The 23,903-nt window shown below is 70.6% G+C and carries 20 protein-coding genes; 12 read left to right on the top strand and 8 right to left on the bottom strand.

The features are described from left to right. Window positions 1-5: 5 nt before the first annotated feature. Both ACFYY8_RS14040 and ACFYY8_RS14035 read right to left on the bottom strand, forming a co-directional pair. Window positions 6-1,268: a nucleotide sugar dehydrogenase gene (locus ACFYY8_RS14040; protein WP_390040599.1), complete on the bottom strand. Its 1,263-nt coding sequence runs from the start codon at window positions 1,266-1,268 to the stop codon at window positions 6-8. Between the two features lie 198 nt (window positions 1,269-1,466). Next, window positions 1,467-3,137: a glycosyltransferase family 4 protein gene (locus ACFYY8_RS14035; protein WP_390040597.1), complete on the bottom strand. Its 1,671-nt coding sequence runs from the start codon at window positions 3,135-3,137 to the stop codon at window positions 1,467-1,469. Between the two features lie 56 nt (window positions 3,138-3,193). On the opposite strand from ACFYY8_RS14035, the gene wecB reads away from it, so the two are divergent. Both wecB and ACFYY8_RS14025 read left to right on the top strand, forming a co-directional pair. After that, window positions 3,194-4,363, top strand: a complete 1,170-nt coding sequence (gene wecB, locus ACFYY8_RS14030) for a non-hydrolyzing UDP-N-acetylglucosamine 2-epimerase (protein WP_390040595.1) — start codon at window positions 3,194-3,196, stop codon at window positions 4,361-4,363. A 62-nt stretch (window positions 4,364-4,425) separates the two neighbouring features. After that, window positions 4,426-6,498: a glycosyltransferase gene (locus tag ACFYY8_RS14025; protein ID WP_390040593.1), complete on the top strand. Its 2,073-nt coding sequence runs from the start codon at window positions 4,426-4,428 to the stop codon at window positions 6,496-6,498. Window positions 6,499-6,517: 19 nt separating this feature from the next. Here the strand turns inward: ACFYY8_RS14025 and ACFYY8_RS14020 are convergent, their stop codons facing one another. Continuing rightward, window positions 6,518-6,916 carry a hypothetical protein gene (locus ACFYY8_RS14020; RefSeq protein ID WP_390040592.1) on the bottom strand — a complete coding sequence of 133 codons (399 nt, stop codon included), beginning with the start codon at window positions 6,914-6,916 and terminating at the stop codon, window positions 6,518-6,520. Between the two features lie 417 nt (window positions 6,917-7,333). Between ACFYY8_RS14020 and ACFYY8_RS14015 the strand changes: the two genes are divergently transcribed. Together ACFYY8_RS14015 and ACFYY8_RS14010 are read left to right on the top strand one after the other, a co-directional pair. Further along, window positions 7,334-8,080 (top strand): MerR family transcriptional regulator, encoded by a 747-nt coding sequence (locus ACFYY8_RS14015; protein WP_390040590.1) that lies wholly within the window; start codon window positions 7,334-7,336, stop codon window positions 8,078-8,080. Continuing rightward, complete coding sequence (locus tag ACFYY8_RS14010) at window positions 8,080-8,910, top strand: hypothetical protein (RefSeq protein WP_390040588.1); 831 nt, start codon at window positions 8,080-8,082, stop codon at window positions 8,908-8,910. The genes ACFYY8_RS14015 and ACFYY8_RS14010 overlap by 1 nt, the downstream gene beginning before the upstream one ends. Window positions 8,911-9,012: 102 nt before the next feature. Here the strand turns inward: ACFYY8_RS14010 and ACFYY8_RS14005 are convergent, their stop codons facing one another. Next, on the bottom strand, window positions 9,013-10,473 hold the full coding sequence (locus ACFYY8_RS14005; protein WP_390040586.1) for a flotillin family protein: 1,461 nt from the start codon (window positions 10,471-10,473) through the stop codon (window positions 9,013-9,015). A 47-nt stretch (window positions 10,474-10,520) separates the two neighbouring features. After that, window positions 10,521-10,721, bottom strand: coding sequence for a hypothetical protein (locus tag ACFYY8_RS14000; protein ID WP_390040584.1), 201 nt, complete (start codon window positions 10,719-10,721; stop codon window positions 10,521-10,523). Between the two features lie 408 nt (window positions 10,722-11,129). On the opposite strand from ACFYY8_RS14000, the gene ACFYY8_RS13995 reads away from it, so the two are divergent. Then, window positions 11,130-13,847: a M4 family metallopeptidase gene (locus ACFYY8_RS13995; RefSeq protein ID WP_390040582.1), complete on the top strand. Its 2,718-nt coding sequence runs from the start codon at window positions 11,130-11,132 to the stop codon at window positions 13,845-13,847. Window positions 13,848-13,983: 136 nt separating this feature from the next. Further along, on the top strand, window positions 13,984-15,906 hold the full coding sequence (locus ACFYY8_RS13990) for an NAD(P)-binding protein (RefSeq protein WP_390040580.1): 1,923 nt from the start codon (window positions 13,984-13,986) through the stop codon (window positions 15,904-15,906). Between the two features lie 84 nt (window positions 15,907-15,990). On the opposite strand, the gene ACFYY8_RS13985 is transcribed toward ACFYY8_RS13990, so the two are convergent. Continuing rightward, window positions 15,991-17,022 carry an acyltransferase family protein gene (locus ACFYY8_RS13985; protein ID WP_390040578.1) on the bottom strand — a complete coding sequence of 344 codons (1,032 nt, stop codon included), beginning with the start codon at window positions 17,020-17,022 and terminating at the stop codon, window positions 15,991-15,993. 66 nt (window positions 17,023-17,088) lie between these two features. After that, a complete protein-coding gene (locus ACFYY8_RS13980) occupies window positions 17,089-17,895 on the bottom strand; it encodes an SDR family NAD(P)-dependent oxidoreductase (protein ID WP_390040576.1) in 807 nt (268 codons plus the stop codon). Between the two features lie 158 nt (window positions 17,896-18,053). On the opposite strand from ACFYY8_RS13980, the gene ACFYY8_RS13975 reads away from it, so the two are divergent. The 6 genes from ACFYY8_RS13975 to ACFYY8_RS13950 all read left to right on the top strand — a co-directional run bounded on the left by ACFYY8_RS13975 (window position 18,054) and on the right by ACFYY8_RS13950 (window position 23,167). Next, the gene (locus tag ACFYY8_RS13975; protein WP_390040574.1) at window positions 18,054-20,399 is read left to right on the top strand and encodes a nitrate- and nitrite sensing domain-containing protein; all 2,346 of its coding nucleotides are present in this window, start codon (window positions 18,054-18,056) and stop codon (window positions 20,397-20,399) included. Continuing rightward, a complete protein-coding gene (locus ACFYY8_RS13970; protein ID WP_352011165.1) occupies window positions 20,399-20,806 on the top strand; it encodes a roadblock/LC7 domain-containing protein in 408 nt (135 codons plus the stop codon). The genes ACFYY8_RS13975 and ACFYY8_RS13970 overlap by 1 nt, the downstream gene beginning before the upstream one ends. Window positions 20,807-20,876: 70 nt before the next feature. Continuing rightward, complete coding sequence (locus ACFYY8_RS13965; RefSeq protein WP_390040572.1) at window positions 20,877-21,227, top strand: DUF742 domain-containing protein; 351 nt, start codon at window positions 20,877-20,879, stop codon at window positions 21,225-21,227. Then, window positions 21,208-21,783 carry an ATP/GTP-binding protein gene (locus ACFYY8_RS13960; protein ID WP_390040570.1) on the top strand — a complete coding sequence of 192 codons (576 nt, stop codon included), beginning with the start codon at window positions 21,208-21,210 and terminating at the stop codon, window positions 21,781-21,783. The genes ACFYY8_RS13965 and ACFYY8_RS13960 overlap by 20 nt, the downstream gene beginning before the upstream one ends. A gap of 60 nt (window positions 21,784-21,843) precedes the next feature. Continuing rightward, window positions 21,844-22,563: a LuxR C-terminal-related transcriptional regulator gene (locus ACFYY8_RS13955; RefSeq protein ID WP_390040568.1), complete on the top strand. Its 720-nt coding sequence runs from the start codon at window positions 21,844-21,846 to the stop codon at window positions 22,561-22,563. 79 nt (window positions 22,564-22,642) lie between these two features. Then, window positions 22,643-23,167: a hypothetical protein gene (locus ACFYY8_RS13950; protein WP_390040566.1), complete on the top strand. Its 525-nt coding sequence runs from the start codon at window positions 22,643-22,645 to the stop codon at window positions 23,165-23,167. Between the two features lie 91 nt (window positions 23,168-23,258). Here ACFYY8_RS13950 and ACFYY8_RS13945 read toward each other — a convergent pair whose 3' ends face one another. After that, window positions 23,259-23,849, bottom strand: a complete 591-nt coding sequence (locus tag ACFYY8_RS13945) for a DUF1963 domain-containing protein (RefSeq protein WP_390040564.1) — start codon at window positions 23,847-23,849, stop codon at window positions 23,259-23,261. Between the last annotated feature and the right edge of the window lie 54 nt (window positions 23,850-23,903).

Here is a 23,903-nt window from a genome sequence, read left to right as displayed (position 1 = left end):
CGTTACTAGAGCCGCTCGACGCGTTCACCCTCGGCGAGAACGCCTCGGGTGTCGAGCACGAGCCTGCCGTGGTCCTCGACGATCGATAGGTCGAAGGCGGCGTGCTGCTGGAGCAGCACCGTCACATCCGCCTCCGTGACGGCCTTCGCCAGGTCCTCCTCGTGGAGCACCTCGACGCCGTCGACCCGCCACTGTTTGACGTAGGGATCGGCGAAGACCAGGTCGGCGCCGAGTTCGACGAGCGCCCGCGCGACCGGAAGGGCCGGGGTCTCTCGCTCGTCGGCGATGTCGGGCTTGTAGGTGACGCCGAGCAGAAGCACCTTGGAGCCGTTGACGGCCTTCTTGTGCCGGTTGAGCAGCCGTTGGACGCGGGCGACCACGTAGGCCGGCATCCGCTCGTTGATCTCCTGGGCCAGCTCGACGAACCGGAAGGGGTATCCCAGCTTGCGCACCGTGTAGGAGAGGTAGGACGGGTCGACCGGGATGCAGTGGCCGCCGACGCCCGGTCCGGGGAGGAACTTCTGGAAGCCGAACGGCTTGGTCGAGGCGGCCTCGATGGCCTCCCACAGGTCCACGCCCAGCTCGTCGCAGAAGATCGCCATCTCGTTGACGAGGGCGATGTTGACGTGCCGGTAGGTGTTCTCCAGCAGCTTGGCCATCTCGGCCTCGCGGGTGCCGCTGACCGGCACGACCTGCTCGACGAAGCGGGAGTAGAACCCGACCGCGCGCTCCCGGCAGGCGAGCGTGTAACCGCCGACCACCTTGGGGGTGTTGCGCATGCCGTACTTGGCGTTGCCCGGGTCGATGCGCTCGGGCGAGAAGGCGAGGTGGAAGTCGGTGCCCGCGACGAGGCCGGAGGCCTCAAGAATGGGGCGGGCGACCTCGTCGGTGGTGCCGGGCCAGGTGGTCGACTCAAGGACGACCAGGGTGCCCTTGGAGAGGTTACGGGCGACGGTCGCGGTCGCGCCCTCGACGGCCGACAGGTCGGGGCGGTGGTCCTCGTCGAGCGGAGTCGGCACGCAGATGACCACGGTCGCGCTCTCGGCTAGGACCGACTCGTCCAGGGTCGCGGTGAAACCACCGGCCAGCATGTGCTCCAGGTCGGCGTCCGTCAGGTCGTCGATGTAGGAGCGGCCCGCGTTGAGGGCCTCCACCTTCACGGGGTCGACCTCGAAGCCGACGACGCGCAGTCCGGCCCCCGCGGCCTCCTTCGCCAGGGGCATGCCGACATATCCGAGACCGATGACGGCCAGGTCGTAGGTGCTCACTCGGCCTCCTTCGCCGGCCCCGCCCACGGGGGCTCCAGTGTCGCCGGCGGGCTCGTTGCGCTCGCTCACCGGGTGACCTTGGGATGCCGGAAACAACACTTCATGGTCGCAAAGGCTATCTCAAGTCCGAACGAGCCACGTCTAATGCCATTGAACGCATCACAAACCGGTTGTTTTCTGGGAGTCGTCCGAAGGTCATCAAGCGGTAAGTGATCGGTAAAGGTCACGGTACGTCTCCGCGACGCGGCTCCACGTGCGCTTGGCCGCCACCTCGGCCCGTCCCGCCCGCCCCATCTCGGCCCGCCGCTCGGGGTCGTCGCGCAGCGCGGCGAGCGCGTCGGCGAGGGCCTCGGGGTCGCCCGGGGCGACGAGAAGTCCGGCGCCGTCGGAGCCGACGAGCTCCGAGAGCGCGGGAAGATCGCTCAGCACGACCGGCTTGCCGAGCGCCATCGCCTCAACAGGTTTCAATGGTGTAACAAGTCGGCAGACCCGCAGGTCCTCGCGGGGGCAGACGAAGATGTCGATGGCCGCCTGGGCCTGCAGCGCCTCGTCGGGACCGACCCGGCCGGGCAGGATCGCCACGTCACCGAGGCCGAGTTCCTCGACCTGTTCGAGCAGCGCGGGCCGCTCCGCGCCGTCGCCGACGAGCAGGACCTTGACGGGGGTCCCCCGGTCGCGCAGCAGCGCCGCGGCGCTCAGCATCGTCGCGAAGCCCTCGTAGGCCACGATGCTGGAGACCGAGCCCATGATGACCTCGCCGGGGGCGATGCCGTACGCGGAACGGAACGCGGCGCCGTCGTACTCGGCGGACAGCAGCGAGTCGTCGACCGCGTTCGGCGCCAGGAAGATCTTCTCCCTCGGCACGCCGCGCTCGACGATCTCGGTGGCCATGGTCTCCGCCAGCGTCACCACGGCGTCGGCCGAGCGCATGATGAACGCCTCACGGTCGCGCTGGAGCACGTGCCGCTGGCTGCCGATCCGCTTGGGGTCGCGCGAGGCCCAGGTCTCCTCAAGGAAGCCGCGGACCTCGTAGACCATCGGCGTGCCGGTCCGCTCCCGTACGGCCAGCGCGACCGAGCCGTTGCGGTGGTCGGTCGCGGCGTGCAGGATCTGCGGCCTGAGGGTCCTGACCAGCTCGGTCACCTCACCGGCGCCCCTGATCATGCGGCCCTGGCTCTCGAAGGGCACCTCACCGCCGTCGGGGATCAGCCGGTGGTAGGGGATGCCGTCGATCTCCTCGTACGGCGTCGCGTCGGCGTGGCCCTGCATCATCGGCCAGCCCCAGCTCGTCACCACGTGCGGGTCGAGGCCGGCGGCCTTCTGCGCGGTGACGATGCGGTGGGTGCGCACGGTGTATCCGGCCTGGGTGAACGGCAGCGCGTTGGTGACGCAGTGCAGCACCCGCCCCTCGACCCGCTCCCCCACGATGACCTTGTCCTTGGGCGGGATCGGGTTGGGCTGGATGGCCCCCAGCTCACCGGCGTAGTAGGTGGCCCTGCGCTTGATGAAGGGATACCTGGTGTGCCCCTGGAGCACGGCGACGGCCTCGCTCATCCGGCCCGAGTCGAAGTGCTCCTTGGCCTCGGCCCACGGCCCCTTGACCATGCGCATGCCGAGCTTGCGGACGACCAGCCTGGCCTGTCGCGCCGCCGGCCACGCGAAGCGGCCCACGACGGGGCGCAGGCTCGGCGGGAGCGTCTCGGCGGCGGCCTGGGCCACACGCACCGGATCGGACTTGACCTTGGCCGCCACGACCCGGGAGACGATCACGGGGTGCTTGGCGAACCCCTTCAACAGGCCGCTCAGCCCGGCACGGGCCGACTTCGCGGAAACCTTTGAGGAGTCTGGCGTGCTGGCATCGGATACCACGCCGTGACCGTACCATAGGCATCGTTTGCCCCACTCCCGCATGAAAGGCGAGGTCAATGAGGGACTACGCCCCCACGGGGACGACCCCGGACCCCGACAATCCCCTCGTCCTGCACGTGCTCGGCGCGCGGCCCAACTTCGTGAAGGCGGCCCCGGTGGTGCGCGGGCTCGCGGAGCTGGGGGTGCGGCAGGGCATCGTCCACACCGGTCAGCACTACGACGCGCTGATGTCGGACGTGTTCTTCGCCGACCTGGGTCTGCCCGAGCCGATCGCCAACCTCGGGGTGGGCTCCGGCTCCCACGCGCGGCAGACCGCGGCCCTGCTGACCGGCCTTGAGGACGTCGTGCTGGAGCACCGTCCCACGCTGGTCGTCGTCTACGGCGACGTGAACTCCACGCTCGCGGCGATCCTCGTCTGCGCCAAGCTGCACGTGCCGACCGCGCACGTCGAGGCGGGCCTGCGCTCCTTCGACCGGGAGATGCCCGAGGAGGTCAACCGGGTCGTCACGGACGCGCTGTCCGACATCCTGTTCGCCACCTCGCCGGACGCGCTGTCCCACCTGTCCAACGAGGGCGTCGACCCGGCGCGGGTCCACCTGGTGGGCAACCCGATGATCGACAGCCTGTTCTCCGCGCTGGACCACCTCGACCCGGCGCCGATCCGCTCCCGCCTCGGCCTGACCGGCCGGTACGGCGTGGCCACCCTGCACCGGCCCGCGAACGTGGACGACCCGGCCTCGGCCAAGGAGCTCGTCGACGCCGTCCTCGAGGTGAGCGCGCGCCTGCCGATCGTGGTGCCGATCCACCCCAGGGGCAGGCAGCGGCTGGCCGAGGCGGGGCTGGTGACCGGCGGGAACCTGCTCATCGTCGATCCGCTCGGCTACGTCGACTTCCTGTCGCTGGTTCGCGGCGCCTCGCTGGTCGTCACCGACTCGGGCGGGGTGCAGGAGGAGACGACCATGCTGGGCGTGCCGTGCCTGACGGTCCGGCCGAACACCGAGCGGCCGATCACCATCACCCACGGCACGAACCGTCTGGTCACCCCGGCGCAGCTGGCCGTCGCCGCGGACCGCGCGCTGGCCGAGGGCGCCACGACGCCGTCCGGGGACCTGCCCCCGCTCTGGGACGGCAAGGCCGGCCCCAGGATCGCCCGGGTGATCGCCGCCTGGCTCAAGGGAGGCAACCTCTCCCCCGCAGGCCAGGCCATACCGCCCAATTCCCTGTAAACCGCCCTTTAAGTACGGCGCACGCCGTACGCTGGCACGACCTCGGTGTAAAGGCGATTCCCATGAGTTCCCCTGAGCAGTCTGAGCAGACCCCCGAAGAGCCGAAGTTCCAGCGTCTTGGGCCGATCAACTGGCTTCCCGAGGAGCGCAAGGTCGTCGAGCGCTTCGAGGAGCGCGTCCGCGACCTGGAACGGCGGCTGGCCATCGCCGAGGCGCGCGCCGACTACGCCCAGTGGAAGCTGGAGTCCACGAAGGTGCAGCGGCCGTACCGGGTGGCTGAGGCGCTGACCGGGGCCAAGGGGTCGGGGGTCGTCCGGCTGCCCGGCAAGCTGAAGGCGGCCATGTCCACCCGCAAGGGCCCCAAGGCGCCAAGGCCCGTGTCCGAGGTGGTCGAGGAGCTCGACCAGCAGGGGCCCGTGGTGAACGTGCCCCAGGTGAAGTGGCCCGCCGGGCCGATCAACCGGCCCGACATGAAGGTCGCGGTGATCCTGGACGACTTCTCCAGGATGGCCTTCAAGTACGAGTGGGACCAGATCGAGTTCGGGCTGCGCGACTGGCCGGAGATCTTCGCCGAGCGCAGGCCGGAGATCCTGTTCGCCGAGTCGGCCTGGCACGGCAACCAGGGTCGCTGGCGCTACCAGATGACCGGTTCCAACGCGCCCAAGCCCGAACTGCGCGCCCTGATCGACTGGTGCAAGGCGGAGGGCATCCCCACGGTCTTCTGGAACAAGGAGGACCCGCCGAACTTCGAGTTCTTCATCGACACGGCCAAGCTGTTCGACTACGTCTTCACCTGCGACGGGGACATGGTGCCCCGCTACCGGGAGGTCCTCGGGCACGACCGGGTGGACGTGCTGCAGTTCGCCGCCCAGCCCCGGGTGCACAACCCCATCCAGGAGCGCCAGGGCAGGCTGCACGACGTGGTGTTCGCCGGGATGTACTTCCGCGACAAGCACCCCGAGCGGCGTGAGCAGATGGAGACCGTGCTCGCCCCCGTCCGCGAACTGGGCCTGCACATCTTCGCCCGCAACGGCACCGTGGACGAGAAGTACGCCTGGCCCGCCGAGTACGTCCCGCACATCGTGGGCGAACTGCCGTACGACCAGATGCTGGCCGCGTACAAGATGTACAAGGTCTTCCTCAACGTCAACTCGGTGCTCGACTCGCCGACCATGTGCGCCCGCCGCGTCTTCGAGCTGTCGGCCTGCGCGACCTCCGTCGTCTCCGGGTGGTCGCGGGCCATCGAGGAGACCTTCGGGTCGTTGATCCCGATCGCGCGTGAGCCCGTCGAGTCCTACAACCAGGTGCTCCACCTGATCAACAGCCCCGAGCTGCGGGCCAGGCAGGGCCACATGGCGATGCGGGAGGTCTTCGACAAGCACCTGTTCACCCACCGGGTCGACCAGATCCTGCGGGTGCTCGGCAAGCCCGTCGAGACGCGGTCGCGGTCGGTCTCGGTCGTGCTGCCGACCAACAGGGCCGCGCAGATCGAACACGCCATCTCCTCGGTCGCCAAGCAGATCCACCGGCCCGTCCAGCTCGTCATGGTGCTGCACGGCCTCGACATCGACCCCGTCGTGGTGGCCGACAAGGCGCGGGTCGCCGGGATCTCCGACGTGGTCGTGCTGCCCGCCGACCCGTCGCTCTCCCTCGGCGCCTGCATGAACCTGGGCATCTCCGCCGCGGAGGGCTCGCTCATCGCCAAGATGGACGACGACAACCTGTACGGCGAGCACTACCTGTCGGACCTGGTGCGGGCCTTCGACTACTCCGACGCCGAACTCGTCGGCAAGGGCGCGCACTACGCCTACTTCGAGGGCAGCAACACCACGATGCTGCGGCTGCCGGGGCTCGAACACCGCTACAGCTGGCTGGTGCAGGGCGGCACCTTCCTCGGCAAGGCCGAGATGTTCAAGCACTACGGGTTCGAGGACGTGACCCGGGGCGAGGACACCAGGCTGGTCCGGCGGCTCAAGGAGGACCGGGTCAAGATCTACTCGTCTGACCGGTTCAACTTCGTGTACTGGCGCAGCGGCGACGCGGCCATGCACACCTGGCAGGCCGACGACATCAAACTGACCCGTAACGCCCAGTTCTCCTTCGTCGGCCACCCCGACGCCCACGTGATGATCTGAACCGGCCCGGGCCCCGGGTTCAGGGCAGGGAGGCCGGACGCCACTCCTCCCTGAACCCGGGGCGCAGGTAGTAACCGGCCGCGAGATACGACAGGACCTCGGACAGGGTCTCGTCCCTGATCGTGGCGCGGGTGAGGGCCAGGGTGTCCTCGGTGCTCAGGGACTCGCCCGAGGCGACCCGTCGCCGGAAGGCGACGACGGCCTCACGGGTCGCCCGGTAGCGCTGGATGATGTTGAGCTTCACCTGGGAGCTGCCGGAGATGTGGTCGATGAACCTCTCCCCGCCCCCGGGACCGAGGGTCTTCTCCCCGAGGGTCCTGAGCAGGTCACCGTCCGCCGCGAGAACCTGGGCGCCGTTCATCTCACGCTCGATGGTGGGATACAGCCAGTCGGCGATGTCGTCGGCGATGTCGGTCACACGTCCTCCTCGACTCGGCTTCCCCAATTCAGGACGTAAGGGAAGCCCCCGGATCAACCGTCCCATGATCACCTTTTCCCTCACCCGTGTCGACCGCCATGTGGTCTCCCAAGAACTCCGGCCCGTCTGGCGTGGTGTCTTTCCCCGGGGGTGAAGATCGACATAATGATGAACAGCCTGGTCAGAGCGGTCTTCCCCGCTGCTCTCCGGGTGGCTCCCTGCCATCGCCCGTGACCCGCCGCCGGGTGGGAGCACCCGCCCGCCCGCCGGGAAAGTCGTCAGGAGAGAGCAGACACGTTCCGTCGCGGGGATGGCCGTCGCCCTCGTGCCGGGGCCGTACGCTCCCTCCTGGTCGTCCGTACGGCGCCCGCCGAGGCGTGTTGACGTTGACGTAACGTCAACGTTTCTAATGAGGGCATGCGGATCGGTGAACTCGCCGCGCTGGCCGGGGTCTCGACCCGGACCGTGCGCCACTACCACCACCTCGGCCTCCTGCCCGAGCCGGTACGGCTGGCCAACGGCTACCGGGAGTACGGCCTGCGCGACGCGGTCCTCCTCGCCCGGGTGCGGCGGCTGACGGAGCTCGGCCTCTCCCTCGACGAGATCCGTGACGTGCTCGGTCCCGGCGACCGGGGCGGGGACCTGCGTGAGGTGCTCGTCGAGCTGGACGCCGACCTCGCCAGACAGCAGGAGGCGATCGGCGCCAGACGAGAACGGCTGGCCGCGCTGCTCGCCGAGGAGGACCTGGGGCCGGACTCCACGGTCTCCCCCGGCCTGGCGGCGGTGCTGCGCGAGCTTCCCGCCGAGGGGTCGCGCGTCGCCGAACTCGACCGGGAGCTGTTGACCCTGCTCGACGGCGTCACCGATCCCGAGGCCAGGGACAGGATGCTCGGCATGATCCGGCCGTTGACCGAGCCGGAGGCGCTGGCCCGGGGGCGGCTTCTCTACCGGCGGCTGGACGAGCTGGCCGACGCCGACCCCGCCGACCCCCGGGTGGCCGTGCTCGCCGCCGACCTGACCGCGCACCTGCCCGGGGAGATGGCGGGGGCCTTCGCCGGGCCGTACGCGGTCGAGGAGATGACCGGGGCGCTGGGCGCGGAGATGTCGCCCGCGCAGATCGAGGTGTTCCGACTGGTGCTGACCACGCTGAGAGGTGAGGGCTGATGTTCAGGGTCGCGCGGGCCGCGCTGCTTGCCGTACTTCCCGCCGAGTTGCTGCTCGTGGTTCTGACCGTGGCGGGGGTGCGGCTCCCTGGGCCGGTGCTCGTGGTCGTCGAGGTGGCCGTCGTGGCGGTGCTGCTGCTGGAGGCGGTGACCCTGCTGCGGCTGTTCCGCGCGGCGCGCCGGGGCGGGGCCGGTCGGCGCGCGGCGCTGGGTACGGCCGTGCGGAAGCTGGTGCCGGTCCCGGTGCGCAGGCTCATCGGGTTCGAGGCGCGGAGCGTGGCCGGTCTCTGGCTGTGGGTGGCGCGCCGCCGTCACGGGGTGCCGCCGGGGGCGACCGCGGTGCCGTACGCCCGGGAGCAGTCCTCGATGTTGCTGGTGCTGCTGTTCGCGGCGGTCGTCGAGACGGTGGCGGTCGAGCTGCTGCTGGGGGCGCTCGGCGTGCCGTACGGGGTGCGGACGGTGGTGCTGGTGCTCGACGCGTACGCGGTCGTGCTGGTGCTGGCGCTGTGGGCCGCCTGCGCGACCCGGCCGCACGTGGTGACCGAAGGGGAGCTGCGGGTGCGCTACGGCGTCCACTTCGACTTGCGCGTCCCCCGTGAGCTGATCTCCTCGGTACGGCTGGCGCGCGCCTACGACGAGCGGGGCACGGTCACCGTGGCCGACGGGCGGCTGGGGGTCGCGGTCTCCTCCCAGACGAACGTGGTCGTCGAACTGTCCGAACCGGTCACCGTGGTCCGGCCCCTCGGCCGCAGGGAGCAGGCCCGGGTGATCCGGCTGTTCGCCGACTCCCCCGGTCTCGTCCTCGACGCCCTGCGAACCCCGGTGCCCTGAGGGGCCTGGGACCTGAGAAGCCTGGGGGCCTGGGGCCTGAGAGGCCTGGGGGCCGCCCGCGTGCCGTACGGCTGTCGCGGGCGGCCCCTCAAAAGGCGCGGGTCAGGAGGTGGGCTCGACGGCCTTGCCGTTGACCTCGGGGGTGGGGACGGCGACGGGAGCGGAGGTGCCGTTCATGTTGAGGAGGGAGCGGGCCAGGCCGAGACCGGTCCCACCGAGGGTGAGGGCCTTGGCGAGCATCTCCTCGATGCCCTGGGCGCCGTTCAGCACGACCATGTGGTCCACGTTGCCGAACGCCTTCGCGCCCGCCTCGACGATCTGCGGCCAGTTCTCGGCGAGCTGCTGGGCGATGACCGCCTCCTGGTTCTCGGCGAGCGCCTGGGAGCGGGCACGGATGGCCTCGGCCTCTGCCAGACCCTTGGCCTTGGCGGCTTCGGCCTCGGCGAGGCCCTTGGCCTTCGCGGCGTCGGCGGAGGCCAGACCGGTCGCCTTGGTCGCCTCGGCGGAGGCCAGACCGCGCAGCCGTACGGACTCGGCCTCGGCGGCCGCGGCCTGCTTGACCTGGGAGGCCTGCGCGGTCGCGCGCAGCTCGGTCTCGCGGGCCTCGGCCTCGGCGCGGGCGATGCGGGCGTCCCTCTCGGCCTGGGAGAGCGTGACGGTCTCGTACGCCTTGGCGTCGGCGGGCTTGCGGACCTGGGACTGCAGACGCTGCTCGGAGAGCTGCGCCTCAAGCTCGGCGGCGCGGGTCTCCTGGACCACGACCTCCTGGCGGGCGGAGGCCTCCGACAGCGGGCCCGCCTGGCGGGACCTGGCCTGGGCCTCGTCGATCTCGGCCTGGTAGGAGGCCTGCTTGATCTGGGCGTCACGCCAGGCGGCGGCCTTGTTGGCGGCGGCGATCTGCTCGGCCTCGGTGGCCTCCTGGTCGCGCTGGGCCTCGGCGATACGGGCGGTCGCGGCGATCTTGGCGGCGTGCGGCTTGCCGAGGTTGGTGATGTAGCCGGTCTCGTCGTCGATCTCCTGGATCTGCAGGGAGTCGACGATCAGGCCGAGCTTGATCATCTCATCGGAGGCGGAGGCGCGCGTCTCACCGGTCAGCCGCTCGCGGTTGAGGATGAGGTCCTCGACGGTCAGGTTGCCGGTGATCGAGCGCAGGTGGCCGGTGAACAGCTCGTGGATGGCCCCGTTCATCGAGTCCTGCTGGTCGAGGAAGCGGCGCGCGGCGTTGGCGATGGAGTGCAGGTCGTCGCCGACCTTGTAGATCACGACGCCCTTGACGACCACCGGGATGCTCTGCTGGGTGACACAGGAGACCTGGAGATTGGCCGCGCGGCTGTCGAGGCGCAGGCGGCGCGCGGTCTGGAAGCCGGGGAGCACGGCGGTGCCCTTACCGGTGACGATCTTGAAGCCGAGGCTGTCGCCCTCGTTCTTCCCCCGGGCGCCGAGGCCGGAGATGATCAGCGCTTCGTTGGGCTCGGCCACCCGCCAGACGGCCTTGAACAGCAGGATGACGATGAAAAGGGCGACAAGGACGCCGCCACCGATGATGAGGGACTCGGTTGGCAATGTGGCCTCCACGAGGGGGGAGAGAGCAAAAGAAAAGGGAGAGAGGTTCAGACGAGCGCGCGAGCGACGTAGACCGTGCGGGGCGGGTAGTACTCCACGACGACGATGATCGATCCGGGAGAGATCTCCTCGTCGGGAACGGCGGGATGGGCGTAGAAGGCCTCGACGCCGCCGCGGACCGCGATCAGCACCTCGCCGACCAGACCGGGACCGATCTTGCCGGTCACCCTGCCCTGCTTACCGACCACGCGCGGCTCCCCGTCCCGTCGCGGAGCAGATCCGTCATCCGCCGAGCGAATCCGCGTCTGCGGACGCTACTCCGACATGTCCTGTTTCACCACCCTTCGTAGCATGCCCGGTGGCCTGCGGGGTCGATGACCGCTCCGCAGCCCGTCTCCCCCTCCAACGACCGGCGCCTCGAAAACGTTCACCATCGGTTGCGACAAGCCCAAACAATCTCTGCGTATCCCCATATATACGACTGAGCAGGGCGTACTTCGTTTGGCAGAAGTCCGGCCCATAACACCGTGACATGGAAAAGCATTGGCTACTCGCCCCGCACAATCCGGTGTCACGTTGAGTTTCGTTTCGAGTTGAGCCTGGCCGGCCGGGCTCCTGGTCCCCCTCCCCAGGGACGTCTTGAGGAGTCACACGCAGTGAAACCGAACGGCAGAACACGCATCGCGGCGTTACTCGCGGCGGCACTGGGCGCGAGCGCGTTGTACGGCGCCGCGCCCGCCACCGCCTCCCCCACCCCCACCCCTCCCGTCAGCCCTGCCGACCCCTCCGGCCCTCAGGCCGCCGGAGCCCAGGGCTCCGCCTACGCGCCCCCGGACGCCCGCGCCCGTTCCCGCGCCCTCGGCACCGCGGACAAGGCCCTCACCGCGCGCTCCCGCGAGCTGCGCGCCGGTGACGGCGACACCTTCGGGAACCCGACGGTCGTCTTCGGCTCACGCGGCCTGCAGTACCTGACCTATCCGCGCCTGCACCGGGGCCTGCCCGTCTACGGCGGTGACGTGATCGTCGCGACCGACCGCGAGGGCGGCAGGGTGACCACGGTCACCACCGGCCAGCGGGCCAAGCTCGACGACGTCGCGACCAAGCCCGTCGTCACCGCCGAACGGGCGCGGACCATCGCGCGGGACCTGCTCGGCACCGTGACCAAGCAGAGCGACCCCCGCCTCGTGGTGCACGCCGCGGGCACCAAGCCCCGGCTGACCTGGGAGAGCGTCGTCACCGGGAGCTCGAAGGACGGCCCCTCCGTCCTGCACGTCTACGTCGACGCCGCCGACGGCTCGATCGCCGACCGCTGGGACGACGTACGGCGCGGCGTCGGCCACCCCTTCCACAACGGCGACCCCGTCTATCTCGACACCTCGGGCTCGGCAGGCTCCTACAGCATGACCGACCCCACCCGGGCCAACCTGAGCTGCGCGTCCACCAACGGCACCGTCTACACCGGCGCCGACGACGAGTGGGGCAACGGCTCGGTCTCCGACCTGGAGACCGCCTGCGTCGACGGCATGTTCGCCGCGCAGCGCACCTGGGACATGGTGCGGGACTGGCTCGGCCGGGACGGCATCACCGGCACCGGCCGGACGTTCCCGATCAGGGTCGGCTTCAACTTCCCCAACGCCGTCTGGGCCGGTGACGGCGTGTGGCTCGGCCACAACGAGAACGGCAGCAAGCAGATGTCCTCCATGGACGTGGTCGGCCACGAGTACGGCCACGCCATCTTCGAGAACACCAGCGGCGGCAACGGCAGCGGCAACGAGGGCGACGCCCTCAACGAGTCGACCGGCGACATCATCGGCACCCTGACCGAGCACTACGCCAACCAGCCGCCGGAGGCGGACGCGCCCGACTACCTGATCGGGGAGAAGGTGGACTTCAGCGGCCCCGGCCCGCTGCGCAACATGTACGACCCGGCCGTCTTCGGCGACCCCGGCTGTTACTCCGAGGACGTGCCCACCCAGGAGCCGCACAAGGTGGCTGGCATCCAGAACCACTGGTTCTACCTGCTGGCCGAGGGCGACCACGTCCAGGGCAGGCCGGAGCGGAGCCCGGTCTGCGCGGGCGACGGCGTGACCGGGATCGGCCTGCGCGACGCCGGTGAGATCTACATGGGCGCGCTGAACCTCAAGACCGCGCCCTGGACCCACGCCAAGGCCCGCGCGGCGACCGTGCAGTCGGCGCTGGCCCTGTTCGGCTGCCTCCACCTCCAGCGGGTCAAGGACGCCTGGGAGGCGGTCGGGGTCGCGGCCTCCCCCGACGAGCCCGGTTGCCCGGCCGATTCGCGGACCTTCACGGTGCGGACCGGCGAGCCCGACGGTGTGATCGACCAGGGCACCTCGACGTCCGTCGCGGTGCGGACCAGGAAGCTGAGCGGCCCGAGCCAGGACCTCGACCTGACCGCCGAGGGCGTCCCCGCCGGCACGGGCGTCACCTTCACCACCCCCCGCATGCCGAGCGGCGCCTCGACCCTGATGACGGTGACCACCTCGGCGTCGACCCCGGTCGGCACGCACACCATCGTCGTCCGCGCCACCTCGGCGGCCACCCCCACGCTCTCCGAGACGACGTCCTACCGGCTGACCGTCTCCCCGGCCTCCCCGGCGAACGACTTCTCCGTCTCGCTCGACCGCCACACGGTCACCGTCAAACCGGATCAGACGGCCACGCTGACGCTCGGCACCACGACCACGGCCGGTGACCCGCAGCAGGTCGCGCTCACCTCCTTCGGCCTGCCCGACTCCTTCTCCTTCACCTTCAACCCGTCCACGATCACCACCGGGCAGACCGCCCGGGTGACCGTCCATCCGTCCAAGGCGACGCCGCCCGGCTACTACTTCGCCACCGTCCGGGCCACGGGCGCCTCCCGCCGTACGACCACGCTGCGGGTGGAGGTGAGTGGCGGTGACTTCGCCGTGCACCTCACCCCGGCCGCGGCGACCGTGGAGGCCGGGCAGACGGCCGTCTCCACGTTGGAGACCTCGCCCGTCTGGCTGGCCCCACAGGCGCTGCAGATCTCCGCCAGCGGCGCCCCGGCGGGAGTGACCGTCACGGCGAGCCCGTCCGCCGTCGAGCTCGGCAGCCCGAGCACGCTCACGTTCACCACCTCGGCGGCGACCGTGCCGGGGACCTATCCGATCACGGTCAGCGCGACCGGTGTGGAGACGCGCTCCGCGACCTTCACCCTGACCGTCACGCCGCCCCCGCTGCCCGCGTGGAAGCCGTACACCCAGTACAAGGCCGGTGACCGCGTCACCCACAACGGGGTCGTCTACCGGTGCGTGCTCGGGCACGTCTCCCTGCCCGGTTGGCAGCCGCCCAGGACTCCCGCCCTGTGGGCGCGGGTCAAAAACACGAAATAAATGACATTTCCGGCGGGCGGGCCCCCTGGCCCGTCCGCCGGAAATCACGAAAAGCCTTTCAACGCCCCGGGTAAAAAGTCCTCGCCACCGCCCTTGGACGACCAATTCGGGCGGCCCGATTCATGATGATCCCTCCATGACGGATCCCGGGGAGATCACTCCGCGCAGGGCCGGGGAACTGGGGATGAACCGCCCCATTTCCCGCCGCGACTTCTTCGACGGCGTCGCGACGGCCGCCGGGGTCGCGGCGCTGGAGACCTTCACCGGCCGGCCGGCGTCGGCCGAGCCGATGGGGACGGCACCGCGGGGAAGCCACCCGGCCGCGCTGACGGGACTGCGGGGCGACGCCCCGGAGGACGTCGGCGTGCCGCACGCCCTGCGCGACGGCCGGTTCTGGGCCCACGCGGGCCCCGCGGAGCCGACCGGCGAACGCTACGACCTGGTGGTGGTCGGCGCCGGGATCAGCGGGATCAGCGCGGCCCACCGCTGGCTCGAACACGACCCGGACGCGCGGATCCTGATCCTGGACAACCACGACGACGTCGGCGGGCACGCCCGCCGCAACGAGTTCCACCCCACGGGCCGCCGGGGGCCGCTGGTCGGCTACGGCGGCTCCCAGGCGATCGAGGCGCCCTCCGCCTGGACCCCCGAGGGCAGGCGGCTGCTCGACCTGCTCGGGGTACGGCCCGCACGACTCGCCGCCGTGCCGTACCCGGGCCTTGGGTCGCGGGAGGGGGTCTTCTGCGACCGGGAGTCCTTCGGCGTCGACCGGCTCGTACGGACCGGCACGGGCGCCCGCCGGTGGATCTCCGAGCTGCCCCTCGCGGAGCGGGCCAGGAGGGACCTGCTCACGCTCCACCTGGACCCGCCCGACTGGCTGCGCGGCCTGACGGAGCAGGCCAAGCATCGGTTCCTGGCGGGTCTGACCTACTCCGGCTTCCTCGGGGAGGTCTGCGGGGTCCACCCGGACGTGCTGCGTTTCGTGCGGACGATGCCGAGCGACGAGTGGGGGTACGGCTCCGACGCCTTCGGCGCCGTCGACGCCTGGGGGTGCGGCTACCCCGGCTTCCAGGGGCTCGGACTCGACCGGTCGAAGCCCTCGGTCTACAACTCGCCGAGCGTGATCAGGCACTGGGAGGCGCCCAGGGAGGTGCTGCTCTTCCCCGAGGGCAACCAGGCCCTGGTCAGGATGATGGTCGGCAGGATGGTCCCCGGGTTCGCCACCTCCGTCGACCCCGAGGACGTCACGACCGCGCGGTTCGACTACGACCGGCTCGACCGGCCGGGCGGCCGGGTCCGTGTCCGCCTGTCCAGCCCGGTGGTCTCGGTGGCCAACGACGGCGACCCGGAGACCGCGACCACGGCGACGGTCGGCTACTTCGACGGCGACCGGGTCAGGACCGTACGGGCCGCAGGGGTGATCATGGCCTGCTGGAACATGATGATCCCCCACCTCGTCACCGGCCTGCCTCCCGAGCAGGAACGGGCGCTGCGCGCGGCCGTCAAGGTGCCGATGCTCTACGCCACGGTCCAGCTGCGCGACTGGCGGGCCTGGCAGGCGATCGGCGTCGGCCGGGTCCGCTTCACCGGGGCCTACTGGTCCGTCGCGGAACTGGCCCCCCGGGTCGCCGTCGGCGGTTACCGGCCCCCCGGCGACCCCGGCGAACCGGTCCTGGCCCACCTGGTACGGGCTCCCGCGGTGCCGGGCATGTCGCCGGCGGACGGCTCGATCGCGGGGCGGCGTGAACTGCTCGGCACGCCGTACTCCTATCTGGAGTTCAGCATCCGTGAGCAGTTGGTCAGGCTGCTCGGGCCCGGCGGGTTCGACCCGGTCCGCGACATCCAGGCGATCACGGTCAACCGGTGGGGGCACGGCTACGCGCCGGAGTACGCGACCCCGTGGAACCTGGACTTCTACCCCGGCGGGCCCTTCCCCGCCGAGACCGCCCGCCGCAGGTGGGGCCGGATCGCGATCGCCAACTCCGACTCGGTGCCCGCCGCCTACGCCGACGCGGCGATCACCGCCGCCTACCGGGCCGTCCTCGACCTGCGGACCTGAAGGCCCGCAGGTCTGAAGGTGCGCGGGTCTGAAGGTGCGCGGGTCTGAAGCTCTGCGGGTCTGCGGGCCCGCGGGGCCGGGCGTTCAGCGGGACGGGCGGCGCAGCCGGGTGAAGGCCCAGCTCATCCTGGGTTCGACCGCCCAGCGGGTCAGGGCCCTGACCGGGGGCGTGCACAGCAGGGCCGCCAGCACGACGCCGAGGAGCGCCACGGCCACGACGCCGGGCACCGTCCGCGCCCAGTCGCCGTAGAAGCGCTCGGCGACCTTCACCACCAGGCCGTGCAGCAGGTAGGCGTACATGGTCGCCGCGCCGAGGCCCGAGTACCACGTCCGGCGCGAGGGGGTGATCGCGAGGAAGGCCGCGACCAGCAGCGCCCCGGCCGTCAGCATGCCGAGCCGGATCAGGCTGCCGGTGAGGTCGTCCACCCCGATCGCGTCGTTGGCGTGCCGCCAGCGGATCCACTCGGTCCTCACCGAGGTGTGCACGGCCAGCGCGAGCGCCGCCCCGGCCACCAGCGTGAGCGCCCCGGCGATCCTGACCTTCGGCCGTCTGAGCATCGTGAAGTGCTCAGGGCGCAGCATGAGGCCGAGCACGTAGAAGGGCAGCAGCCCCAGCGTGCGGTTCATCGAAAGCTCGTCGGGCAGCCTGCTCATCCCGGACAGCAGCGACAGGCCGACCGCGACCACCAGCGGCCACCTGAGCTGCTGCCAGACGGGGGTGGACAGCCGCCACAGGAACAGCGACATCAGGAACCAGGTCAGGTAGTACGGATCGAGCAGGCTGATGTCCAGCTTGCCGTACAGGATCAGGCGGGGCAGGGAGTAGAGCAGCTCGAAGATCACGTACGGCACGGCGAGCGTGCTGATCAGCTTGCGCGCCTTGCCGGAGGAGAAGGTGAAGTTCCGCGACAGGTAGCCGCTGAGCACGATGAACAGCGGCATGTGGAACACGTAGACGAAGAAGTAGGCCGCGTGCGCCACCGCCACGTCCCGCAGGTCCTCCACCAGGTGCCCGGAGACGACCAGGGTGATCGCCAGGAACTTGGCGTTGTCGAAGAAGGGGTCCCTGCCCGCCGTGGGGACGGCGGTGACCTGGCGGGGGCTCGTGACGCTCACAGGCCACGCACCGTAGCCGCCCGTGTCCCAACGGCGGGCGAACCCGGGATGACATCCCAGGGACGGTCAGGAGACGGCCCGCTCGCTGGCCTCCCAGAGGTCGCGGGCCAGGCCGGGGTCGGTCATGCCCCTGGGGGCCCTGGCGGGGGCGCTGTTGGCGAAGTAGCGCCCCGGGTGCGCGGTCCCGTCGGGGTGGGTGGCGAGATGGACCAGGGTGCTCGCACCCTGCTCGACCGTACGGCCGACGCCCGGGATGTGGTGGGTCATCCACATCAGGAACGTCCCCGAGGCGAACCCGGTCTTGATCACACCGGGGTGGAAGCAGGTCGCGCTCACCCCGGTGCCGGACAGGCGGCGGGCCAGTTCGACGGTGAACAGCGCGTTGGCCTGCTTGGAGTCGCCGTACTGCAGCCAGCCGCTCCAGCGGCGCCGCTCACGGCTCAGGTCGGCCGGGTCGAGGTTGCCCGACCTGGCCGCCATGGACGAGGTGGTGATCACCCGCTCCCCGACCCGGTCGAGCAGCAGGGTCGTCAGCAGGAACGGCGCGAGGTGGTTGACCTGGATCATCGTCTCGTGGCCGTCCCCGGTGCGGGTCCGTTCGGTGGACATCACGCCCGCGTTGTTGACCAGGACGTCGATCCGGTCGTAGCGGGACCGAAGCTCACCGGCCAGTCGCCTGACGTCGTCGAGGGAGGTGTAGTCACAGGTCAGCGTGTCCGGGACGGACCCCGAGACCTCCTTGACCCTGGCGGAGACCCCGGCCAGCCTTTCCTGGTTCCGGCCGACCAGAACGACCTGACGCCCGCGGCCGGCGAGTTCGACGGCAGCGGCCTCACCGATTCCGGCACTCGCCCCGGTAATCACATTAATCATCAGATCCTCCACTGCGCGGAAACCCTATCGGTGCTAGTCTCCTGTGCGATCTTCCGGAGGCATATCCACCCCCAAGGCGACGCGGGCCTCCACACACTCAGAAGTTGGGACGAGTGGGCATGGGCTCTGGAAACCGGTCAATTCGGTTCAAGATCTTCTTGCTGCTGCTCCTGCCCCTGTTGTCACTGAGTGCTCTGTGGGGTTTCGCACTTAATCTGACGGTTGGCGACGGTGCCGCGCTGTTACGGTCGAACGACCTCTACCAAACGGTCGGCCTCACCTCCACCGAGCTTGGGCTCCAGCTTCAGGCGGAACGGACGCAGTCCTCGGTGGCGATCAGCTCCCGCGTCCTCACCAGCGGAATCGCCGACCAGCGCGCCCGCACCGACCGGGCGGCCGAGAAGTTCCGCGCCGCCGCCGCGTCCACCGATTCCGGCAGTCCGGAACTCCGCACCGCGCTGAACGGGGTGCTCAGCCAGATCGGCAGGCTGGCGACCGTCCGCGCCGGCATCGACAGCGGCCGTGACGCGCGCCTGGACGTCCTGACGAACTACAACCGGGTCCTCGACTCGGTCTTCCTCCTGTACGACCAGCTCGTCGCGGTCCCCGACCTGGGCATCTACCGGCAGGCCGCGGCCATGCAGTCCATGGGCAACGCCCGCGAGATGATCGCCAGGGAGAACGCGCTGATCAGCGGCGCGCTGATCGACTACCGCCTCACCCCGAGAGAGCGCGAGGCCTTCGGCGAGTACGTCGCCACCCGGCGCTACCTGCACGCGCGGGGCCTGTCCGCGCTGGACGCCGAGCTGGGCAGGCCGTACCGGGAGACCTTCGACTCGACGGCCTTCGAGCGGTTCACCGCCCTGGAGAGGGCCATCGCGGGGGCCCAGGGGGACCGGCTGCCCATCGAGGCGCAGCGCTGGAAGCAGACCACCAACAGCGTGGCCAACTGGCTCGACCAGCTCGGCGTCTCCTCCTCGAACACCCTGTCCCAGCGGTCCAGGTCCATCGCCACCGGGATCATCGTCAGGATCGCGGTCGCGGGCGGCCTGGGACTCGTCGCGGTGATCGCCTCGATCATCCTGTCCGTCCGCTTCGGCCGCAGGCTCGCCGGTGAGCTCGCCACCCTCCGCTCGACCGCCCTCGACCTGGCCGACGTACGGCTCCCGAGCGTCGTCGAACGCCTGCGGCGCGGCGAGGAGGTGGACGTCCCCGCCGAGATCCCACCGATCAAGGTGGGCGACTCCACCGAGGTCGGCGACGTCGCCCACGCCTTCGACTCGGTACGGCGCACCGCCGTCGAGGCCGCCGTCGGCCAGGCCAACCTGCGCCGCGGCGTCGGCCAGGTCTTCCTGAACCTCGCCCGGCGCAAGCAGAACCTGCTGCAGCGCCAGCTCACCCTGCTCGACGGCATGCAGCGCAGGGCGACCGACCCCGACAGCCTTGAGGACCTCTTCCGGCTCGACCACCTGACCACCCGCATGCGGCGGCACGCGGAAGGCCTGATCATCCTGTCCGGGGCGGCCCCGGGACGCGCCTGGCGCAACCCCGTCGCGGCCGTGGACATCGTCAGGGCGGCCATCGCCGAGGTCGAGGACTACACCAGGGTCAACGTCGCGCCGATGCCCGCCGCCGCGCTCGACGGCGCCGCGGTCGCCGACATCACCCACCTGATCGCCGAGCTGATCGAGAACGCCACGATCTACTCCCCCGAGCAGACCATGGTGGCCGTGCGCGGAGACCTGGTCGCCAACGGCTTCGTCATCGAGGTCGAGGACCGCGGCCTGGGCCTGAGCGCCGAGGAGTACGCGGTTCTCAACGAACGGCTGGCCACCCCGCCGGAGTTCGACCTGGCCGACAGCGAGCGCCTCGGCCTGTTCGTGGTCGGGCGGCTCGCCGCCAGGCACGACATCCGCGTCATCCTGCGCGGCTCCCCCTTCGGCGGGACCACCGCCATCGTGCTCATCCCGCGCACCGTACTGGCCGAACTGCCCGCGCAGCTCGCCCTCACCGCGGAGCGGGTGGACGAACGGCCCGCCGAGCCTCCCGTGCCTCCCGCGCGTCCCTCCGGCGGCCTGTTCGAGTCGTCCATGCCGGGTGCCCTGCCCCGCAGGAGCAGGACGACGGGTGCCCCGCCCGTTCCCGAACCCTCCCTTTCCGTGGTCACGGACGGCCCCTCGGTCCCAGGCGGGCCCGTCCCAGGCGGCCCGGCCCCGGGAGGCCCCAACGGCGCGGGCGGCGGGGAACCCGGTGGGGGCGCCGCTCCCGCGCAGGGGGCGCCACGGCCACGGGCCCTGCCCCGCCGGGTACGGCAGGCCAACCTGGCCCCGCAGCTCCGTCAGGAGTCTCCAGAGGCCGCGGAACCCGATCCCTCCGAGGCGCCGGAGCGCTCACCGGACGAGGCGCGGGCGTTGTTCTCCGCCTTCCAGGCGGGCGCGCGACGCGGCCGGGAGGAAGAGAAACCCGATCTCGCACACCACAGGACAGGCGACAAGGAGGACTAATGACTGGGAAAGCGTCCAGTACTGGCGAGCTCAACTGGCTCCTCGACGACCTGACCAACCGGGTGGGCGCGGTACGTCAGGCGGTGATCCTGTCGACCGACGGGCTCGCCGTCGGCTTCTCCAAGGGGCTCAACCGGGAGGAGGCCGAACACCTGTCCGCCATCGCCTCCGGGTTCCAGAGCCTGGCACGCGGGGCGGGCCGTCACTTCAACGGTGGTGAGGTGCGCCAGACCATCGTGGAGATGGAGTCGGCGTTCCTGTTCGTCACGGCCGCCGGGCAGGGCACCTGCCTGGCCGTGCTGAGCGCCGCGGACGCCGACGTCGGCCACATCGCCTACGAGATGGCGATGCTGGTCAAGCGGGTCGGCCAGCACATCTCCGCCCGGCCGAGACAGGGCCTCACATGACCGGGCTTCCGTCGTCCTGGTTCTCGTCTCCCGGGTTCTCCCACCCCGGGGCCGAGGGCGGAGCGGGCGGATGACCCGGTGGATGGACGAGGACGCGGGACCGGTCGTCCGGCCGTTCGCGCTGATCGGCGGCCGTACCAGATCGTCCGGTGACACGCTGGACCTGGTCGCGATGGTCAAGGCGACCGGTTCGGCCCCGTCCGGCGGGTTCGTCCCGGGACCCGAGCACGAACGCATTCTCTCCCTGGTCACCGTCGAGGCCACCTCGGTCGCCGACATCGCCTCCGACCTGGACCTGCCACTCGGCGTCGTCCGGGTGCTCCTCGGTGACCTCAAGGACCACAAGCTCATTTCGATCGGGCGCGCGTCGGCGAGCGAGCGCATTCTCAAGGAAGTGATCAATGGACTTCGGGCCCTCTGACGAACCTGTAGCGCTCAAGATCCTCATCGCGGGCGGATTCGGTGTCGGCAAGACCACGCTCGTCGGCTCGATCAGTGAGATCCGCCCACTGCGCACGGAGGAGGTGCTCTCCGACCGCGGTATCGGCATCGACGACGTCGAAGGCGTGGAGAACAAGACCACGACCACCGTGGCCATGGACTTCGGACGCATCACGATCCGGGAGGGGCTGGTCGTCTACCTGTTCGGCACCCCCGGTCAGGAACGGTTCTGGTTCATGTGGGACGAGCTGTCCTACGGCGCGCTCGGTGCCGTCGTGCTCGCCGACACCCGCAGGCTGACCGACTGCTTCCCGTCGATCGACTACTTCGAGCAGCGTGGCACGCCGTTCATCGTGGCGGTCAACTGCTTCGACGGGGCCGAGCAGTACGAGGCTGAGGAGGTGCGCGTCGCCCTCGACCTGGACCCGGACGTCCCGGTCCTGCTCTGCGACGTACGGCGCCGCACCTCGGCCAAGACCGTCCTGGTGACCCTCGTTGAGCACTCCCTGCGGGTTCTCACCGCCAGCCAGCCCTGACCCCGCCGTCCGCTTTGGCGAAGGCCGTCGGGTCTGGTGGGTCATGGGAGGCTTCTCCTGATGGAAGCGTCTCTTGACCAACTGGCCCGGCGGCTCGAAGAGGTCGTCGGCGAGCTGCGCGGTGTCCCCGTTGACGTCGCGCGGCTGGAGGACGGGGAACAGGTCAGGCAGGAGATCACCCGGCTGGCCGCCACCTCGCGCGAACTACGCGCCATGCAGCCGCTGGGGTCTCCGGAGCAGGGGCGTGAGGAGCAGCGCAGCCGCCGCCAGGTGCTGGACGCCCTGACGCGCGGGATGCGGATGCGGACGGTCGTCCACGCGAGCGTGCTGGACGACGAACGCAAGCTCGCCCGGCTCAGGGAACTACACGCCGCGGGTGACCTGCACCGGGTGGTGGACGAACCGATCCAGCAACTGCTCGTCTTCGACCGGGAGGCGGCCTTCGTCAGGATCACCCCCGTGCTCCGCTCGCCGGGCGCGCTGCTGATCCGGCAGCAGAGCCTGATCAGCGTCCTGATCGACCTGTTCGAACAGACCTGGGACAGGGCCAGGGAGGTCACCGAGCCGACGGCGCGGCTGAGCCCTCGGGAGCGGGAGGTGCTGGCGCTGATCGCGGAGGGACGCTCCAACGCGGCCGTGGCACGGGCCCTGTCGATCAGTGAGGCGGCGGTCGGCAAACATGTGGCCGGTGTGTTCGCCAAACTCGACCTGCCCTCGGGCGACGACGTCAACCGGCGGGTGCTGGCGGTGCTGGCCTACCAGCGCGGGGCCGCCAGGTAGGGACGGCACCACGTCAAGGTAGGCCTGGCACCCGTGTCCGGCCGGCGTCCGGTGGGTTTGGATGAAACGCATGCAACGTATGAGCGGATTACTGGTCGGCGCCGTCTTCGGTGCGGTCTTCGTCTTCGTCAACGCGCGGAGCCCGCTGGACGACGTCGTGGTCACGGTCCTGCGGGTGCTCGCGGGCCTGGCCGTCGCGGCCGTACTGGCGCTGTGGTTCGCCGGTGTGAGACGACCGGCCGCCGCCGTCTCCGGAGGGGCCGCGGGGACGATGTTCGGGCGCGGTTACCTGATCGTGGTGGCCGTCGAGGTGCTCGCGCTGTTCGGCGGCCTCCGGCTGCTGGCCGCCCTGGGCGCGTCCGCGGAGGTCAACGTGGCGTGGGTGGCGATCATCGTGGGTGTCCACTTCGTCGCCCTGGCCCCGGTGTGGAAGGACTGGACCATCGCGGTGCCCGGCGTGGCCCTGACCCTGCTCGGGATCGCCGGATTCCTCATGGCCTGGGCGGGTTCCCTGCCCTGGGTGCCGATCGTCAGCGGGGTGGCCTCCGGTGCCGTGCTGCTGGCCGGATCCCTCACGGCCGGACTACGGCTCGCCAGGCCCTGAACCCTTGGTCGTACGGCCTGCTCCCGCCGGTCGCACGGTCCGTCCTTGTCGGCGGCGCGGCCCGGCGGCCCACGCCGTACGGACCGGGGTGTCAGCCCTGCAGGACCACGGACGCCGCGTCACAGGGAGGGCAGGCGAAGACGAACGCCTCGCCGCCGCCGAAGTTCATCAGCCAGTTCCTGCTGTAGCCCTCCCTCATCTGCGCGACGAAGCCCATGGGGGTGCCGCAGGTGGAACACGTGGGCGTCATGTCGGTCTCCCACCACTCCGCCTCGCCGCCCAGCCAGCCGACCACCTTGAACTCCGCGACCTCGTCCGCCGTCTCCGGCTCGACCTCACAGATGCCGATCTCGAAGCACTGCGGGAGAACGAACGCCTCCCCGGGGGACGGCAGGGGCACCGTGGAGCCTTCGGCGAACAGGTAGGCGCGGTTCCCGCCCGCTTCGGGGTCCCAGGCCTCGCACTGGCCGGGATCGTTGTCGCACATGAAGAACGACAGGAGCGCCCCGGGCCGCAGGGCCTCGGCGTGGTCGCCGAGGTCGTCCGTGATGAGCTGCAGCAGGAACCGCAACGGCCCGTCGCACACGGCGCAGCGCGGCCAGGGGAACCCCTCCGGCGCCAACGGCAGACCACCGATACGGCTCACCCGCGCCGCGACCTCGACATCCTTCACAAACGCCATAGATCCACTCACGGCTTGGCAGCCTATACCGGCCAGATACCGGATATGTCGAGA

The organism is Streptosporangium sp. NPDC001559, assembly GCF_042893955.1.
In the GTDB taxonomy this organism is placed as follows: Bacteria; Actinomycetota; Actinomycetes; order Streptosporangiales; family Streptosporangiaceae; genus Streptosporangium.
This window is presented reverse-complemented; position numbering and strand designations above follow the sequence as displayed.

What these genes read in the sequence shown, in the direction of transcription:
- wecB (WP_390040595.1), top strand. Translation starts at nt 3,194, where the DNA reads ATGAGGGACTACGCCCCCACGGGGACGACCCCGGACCCCGACAATCCC.
- ACFYY8_RS14025 (WP_390040593.1), top strand. Translation starts at nt 4,426, where the DNA reads ATGAGTTCCCCTGAGCAGTCTGAGCAGACCCCCGAAGAGCCGAAGTTC.
- ACFYY8_RS14015 (WP_390040590.1), top strand. Translation starts at nt 7,334, where the DNA reads ATGCGGATCGGTGAACTCGCCGCGCTGGCCGGGGTCTCGACCCGGACC.
- ACFYY8_RS14010 (WP_390040588.1), top strand. Translation starts at nt 8,080, where the DNA reads ATGTTCAGGGTCGCGCGGGCCGCGCTGCTTGCCGTACTTCCCGCCGAG.
- ACFYY8_RS13990 (WP_390040580.1), top strand. Translation starts at nt 13,984, where the DNA reads ATGACGGATCCCGGGGAGATCACTCCGCGCAGGGCCGGGGAACTGGGG.
- ACFYY8_RS13980 (WP_390040576.1), bottom strand. Translation starts at nt 17,895, where the DNA reads ATGATTAATGTGATTACCGGGGCGAGTGCCGGAATCGGTGAGGCCGCT.
- ACFYY8_RS13970 (WP_352011165.1), top strand. Translation starts at nt 20,399, where the DNA reads ATGACTGGGAAAGCGTCCAGTACTGGCGAGCTCAACTGGCTCCTCGAC.
- ACFYY8_RS13965 (WP_390040572.1), top strand. Translation starts at nt 20,877, where the DNA reads ATGACCCGGTGGATGGACGAGGACGCGGGACCGGTCGTCCGGCCGTTC.
- ACFYY8_RS13960 (WP_390040570.1), top strand. Translation starts at nt 21,208, where the DNA reads ATGGACTTCGGGCCCTCTGACGAACCTGTAGCGCTCAAGATCCTCATC.
- ACFYY8_RS13955 (WP_390040568.1), top strand. Translation starts at nt 21,844, where the DNA reads ATGGAAGCGTCTCTTGACCAACTGGCCCGGCGGCTCGAAGAGGTCGTC.
- ACFYY8_RS13950 (WP_390040566.1), top strand. Translation starts at nt 22,643, where the DNA reads ATGAGCGGATTACTGGTCGGCGCCGTCTTCGGTGCGGTCTTCGTCTTC.
- ACFYY8_RS13945 (WP_390040564.1), bottom strand. Translation starts at nt 23,849, where the DNA reads ATGGCGTTTGTGAAGGATGTCGAGGTCGCGGCGCGGGTGAGCCGTATC.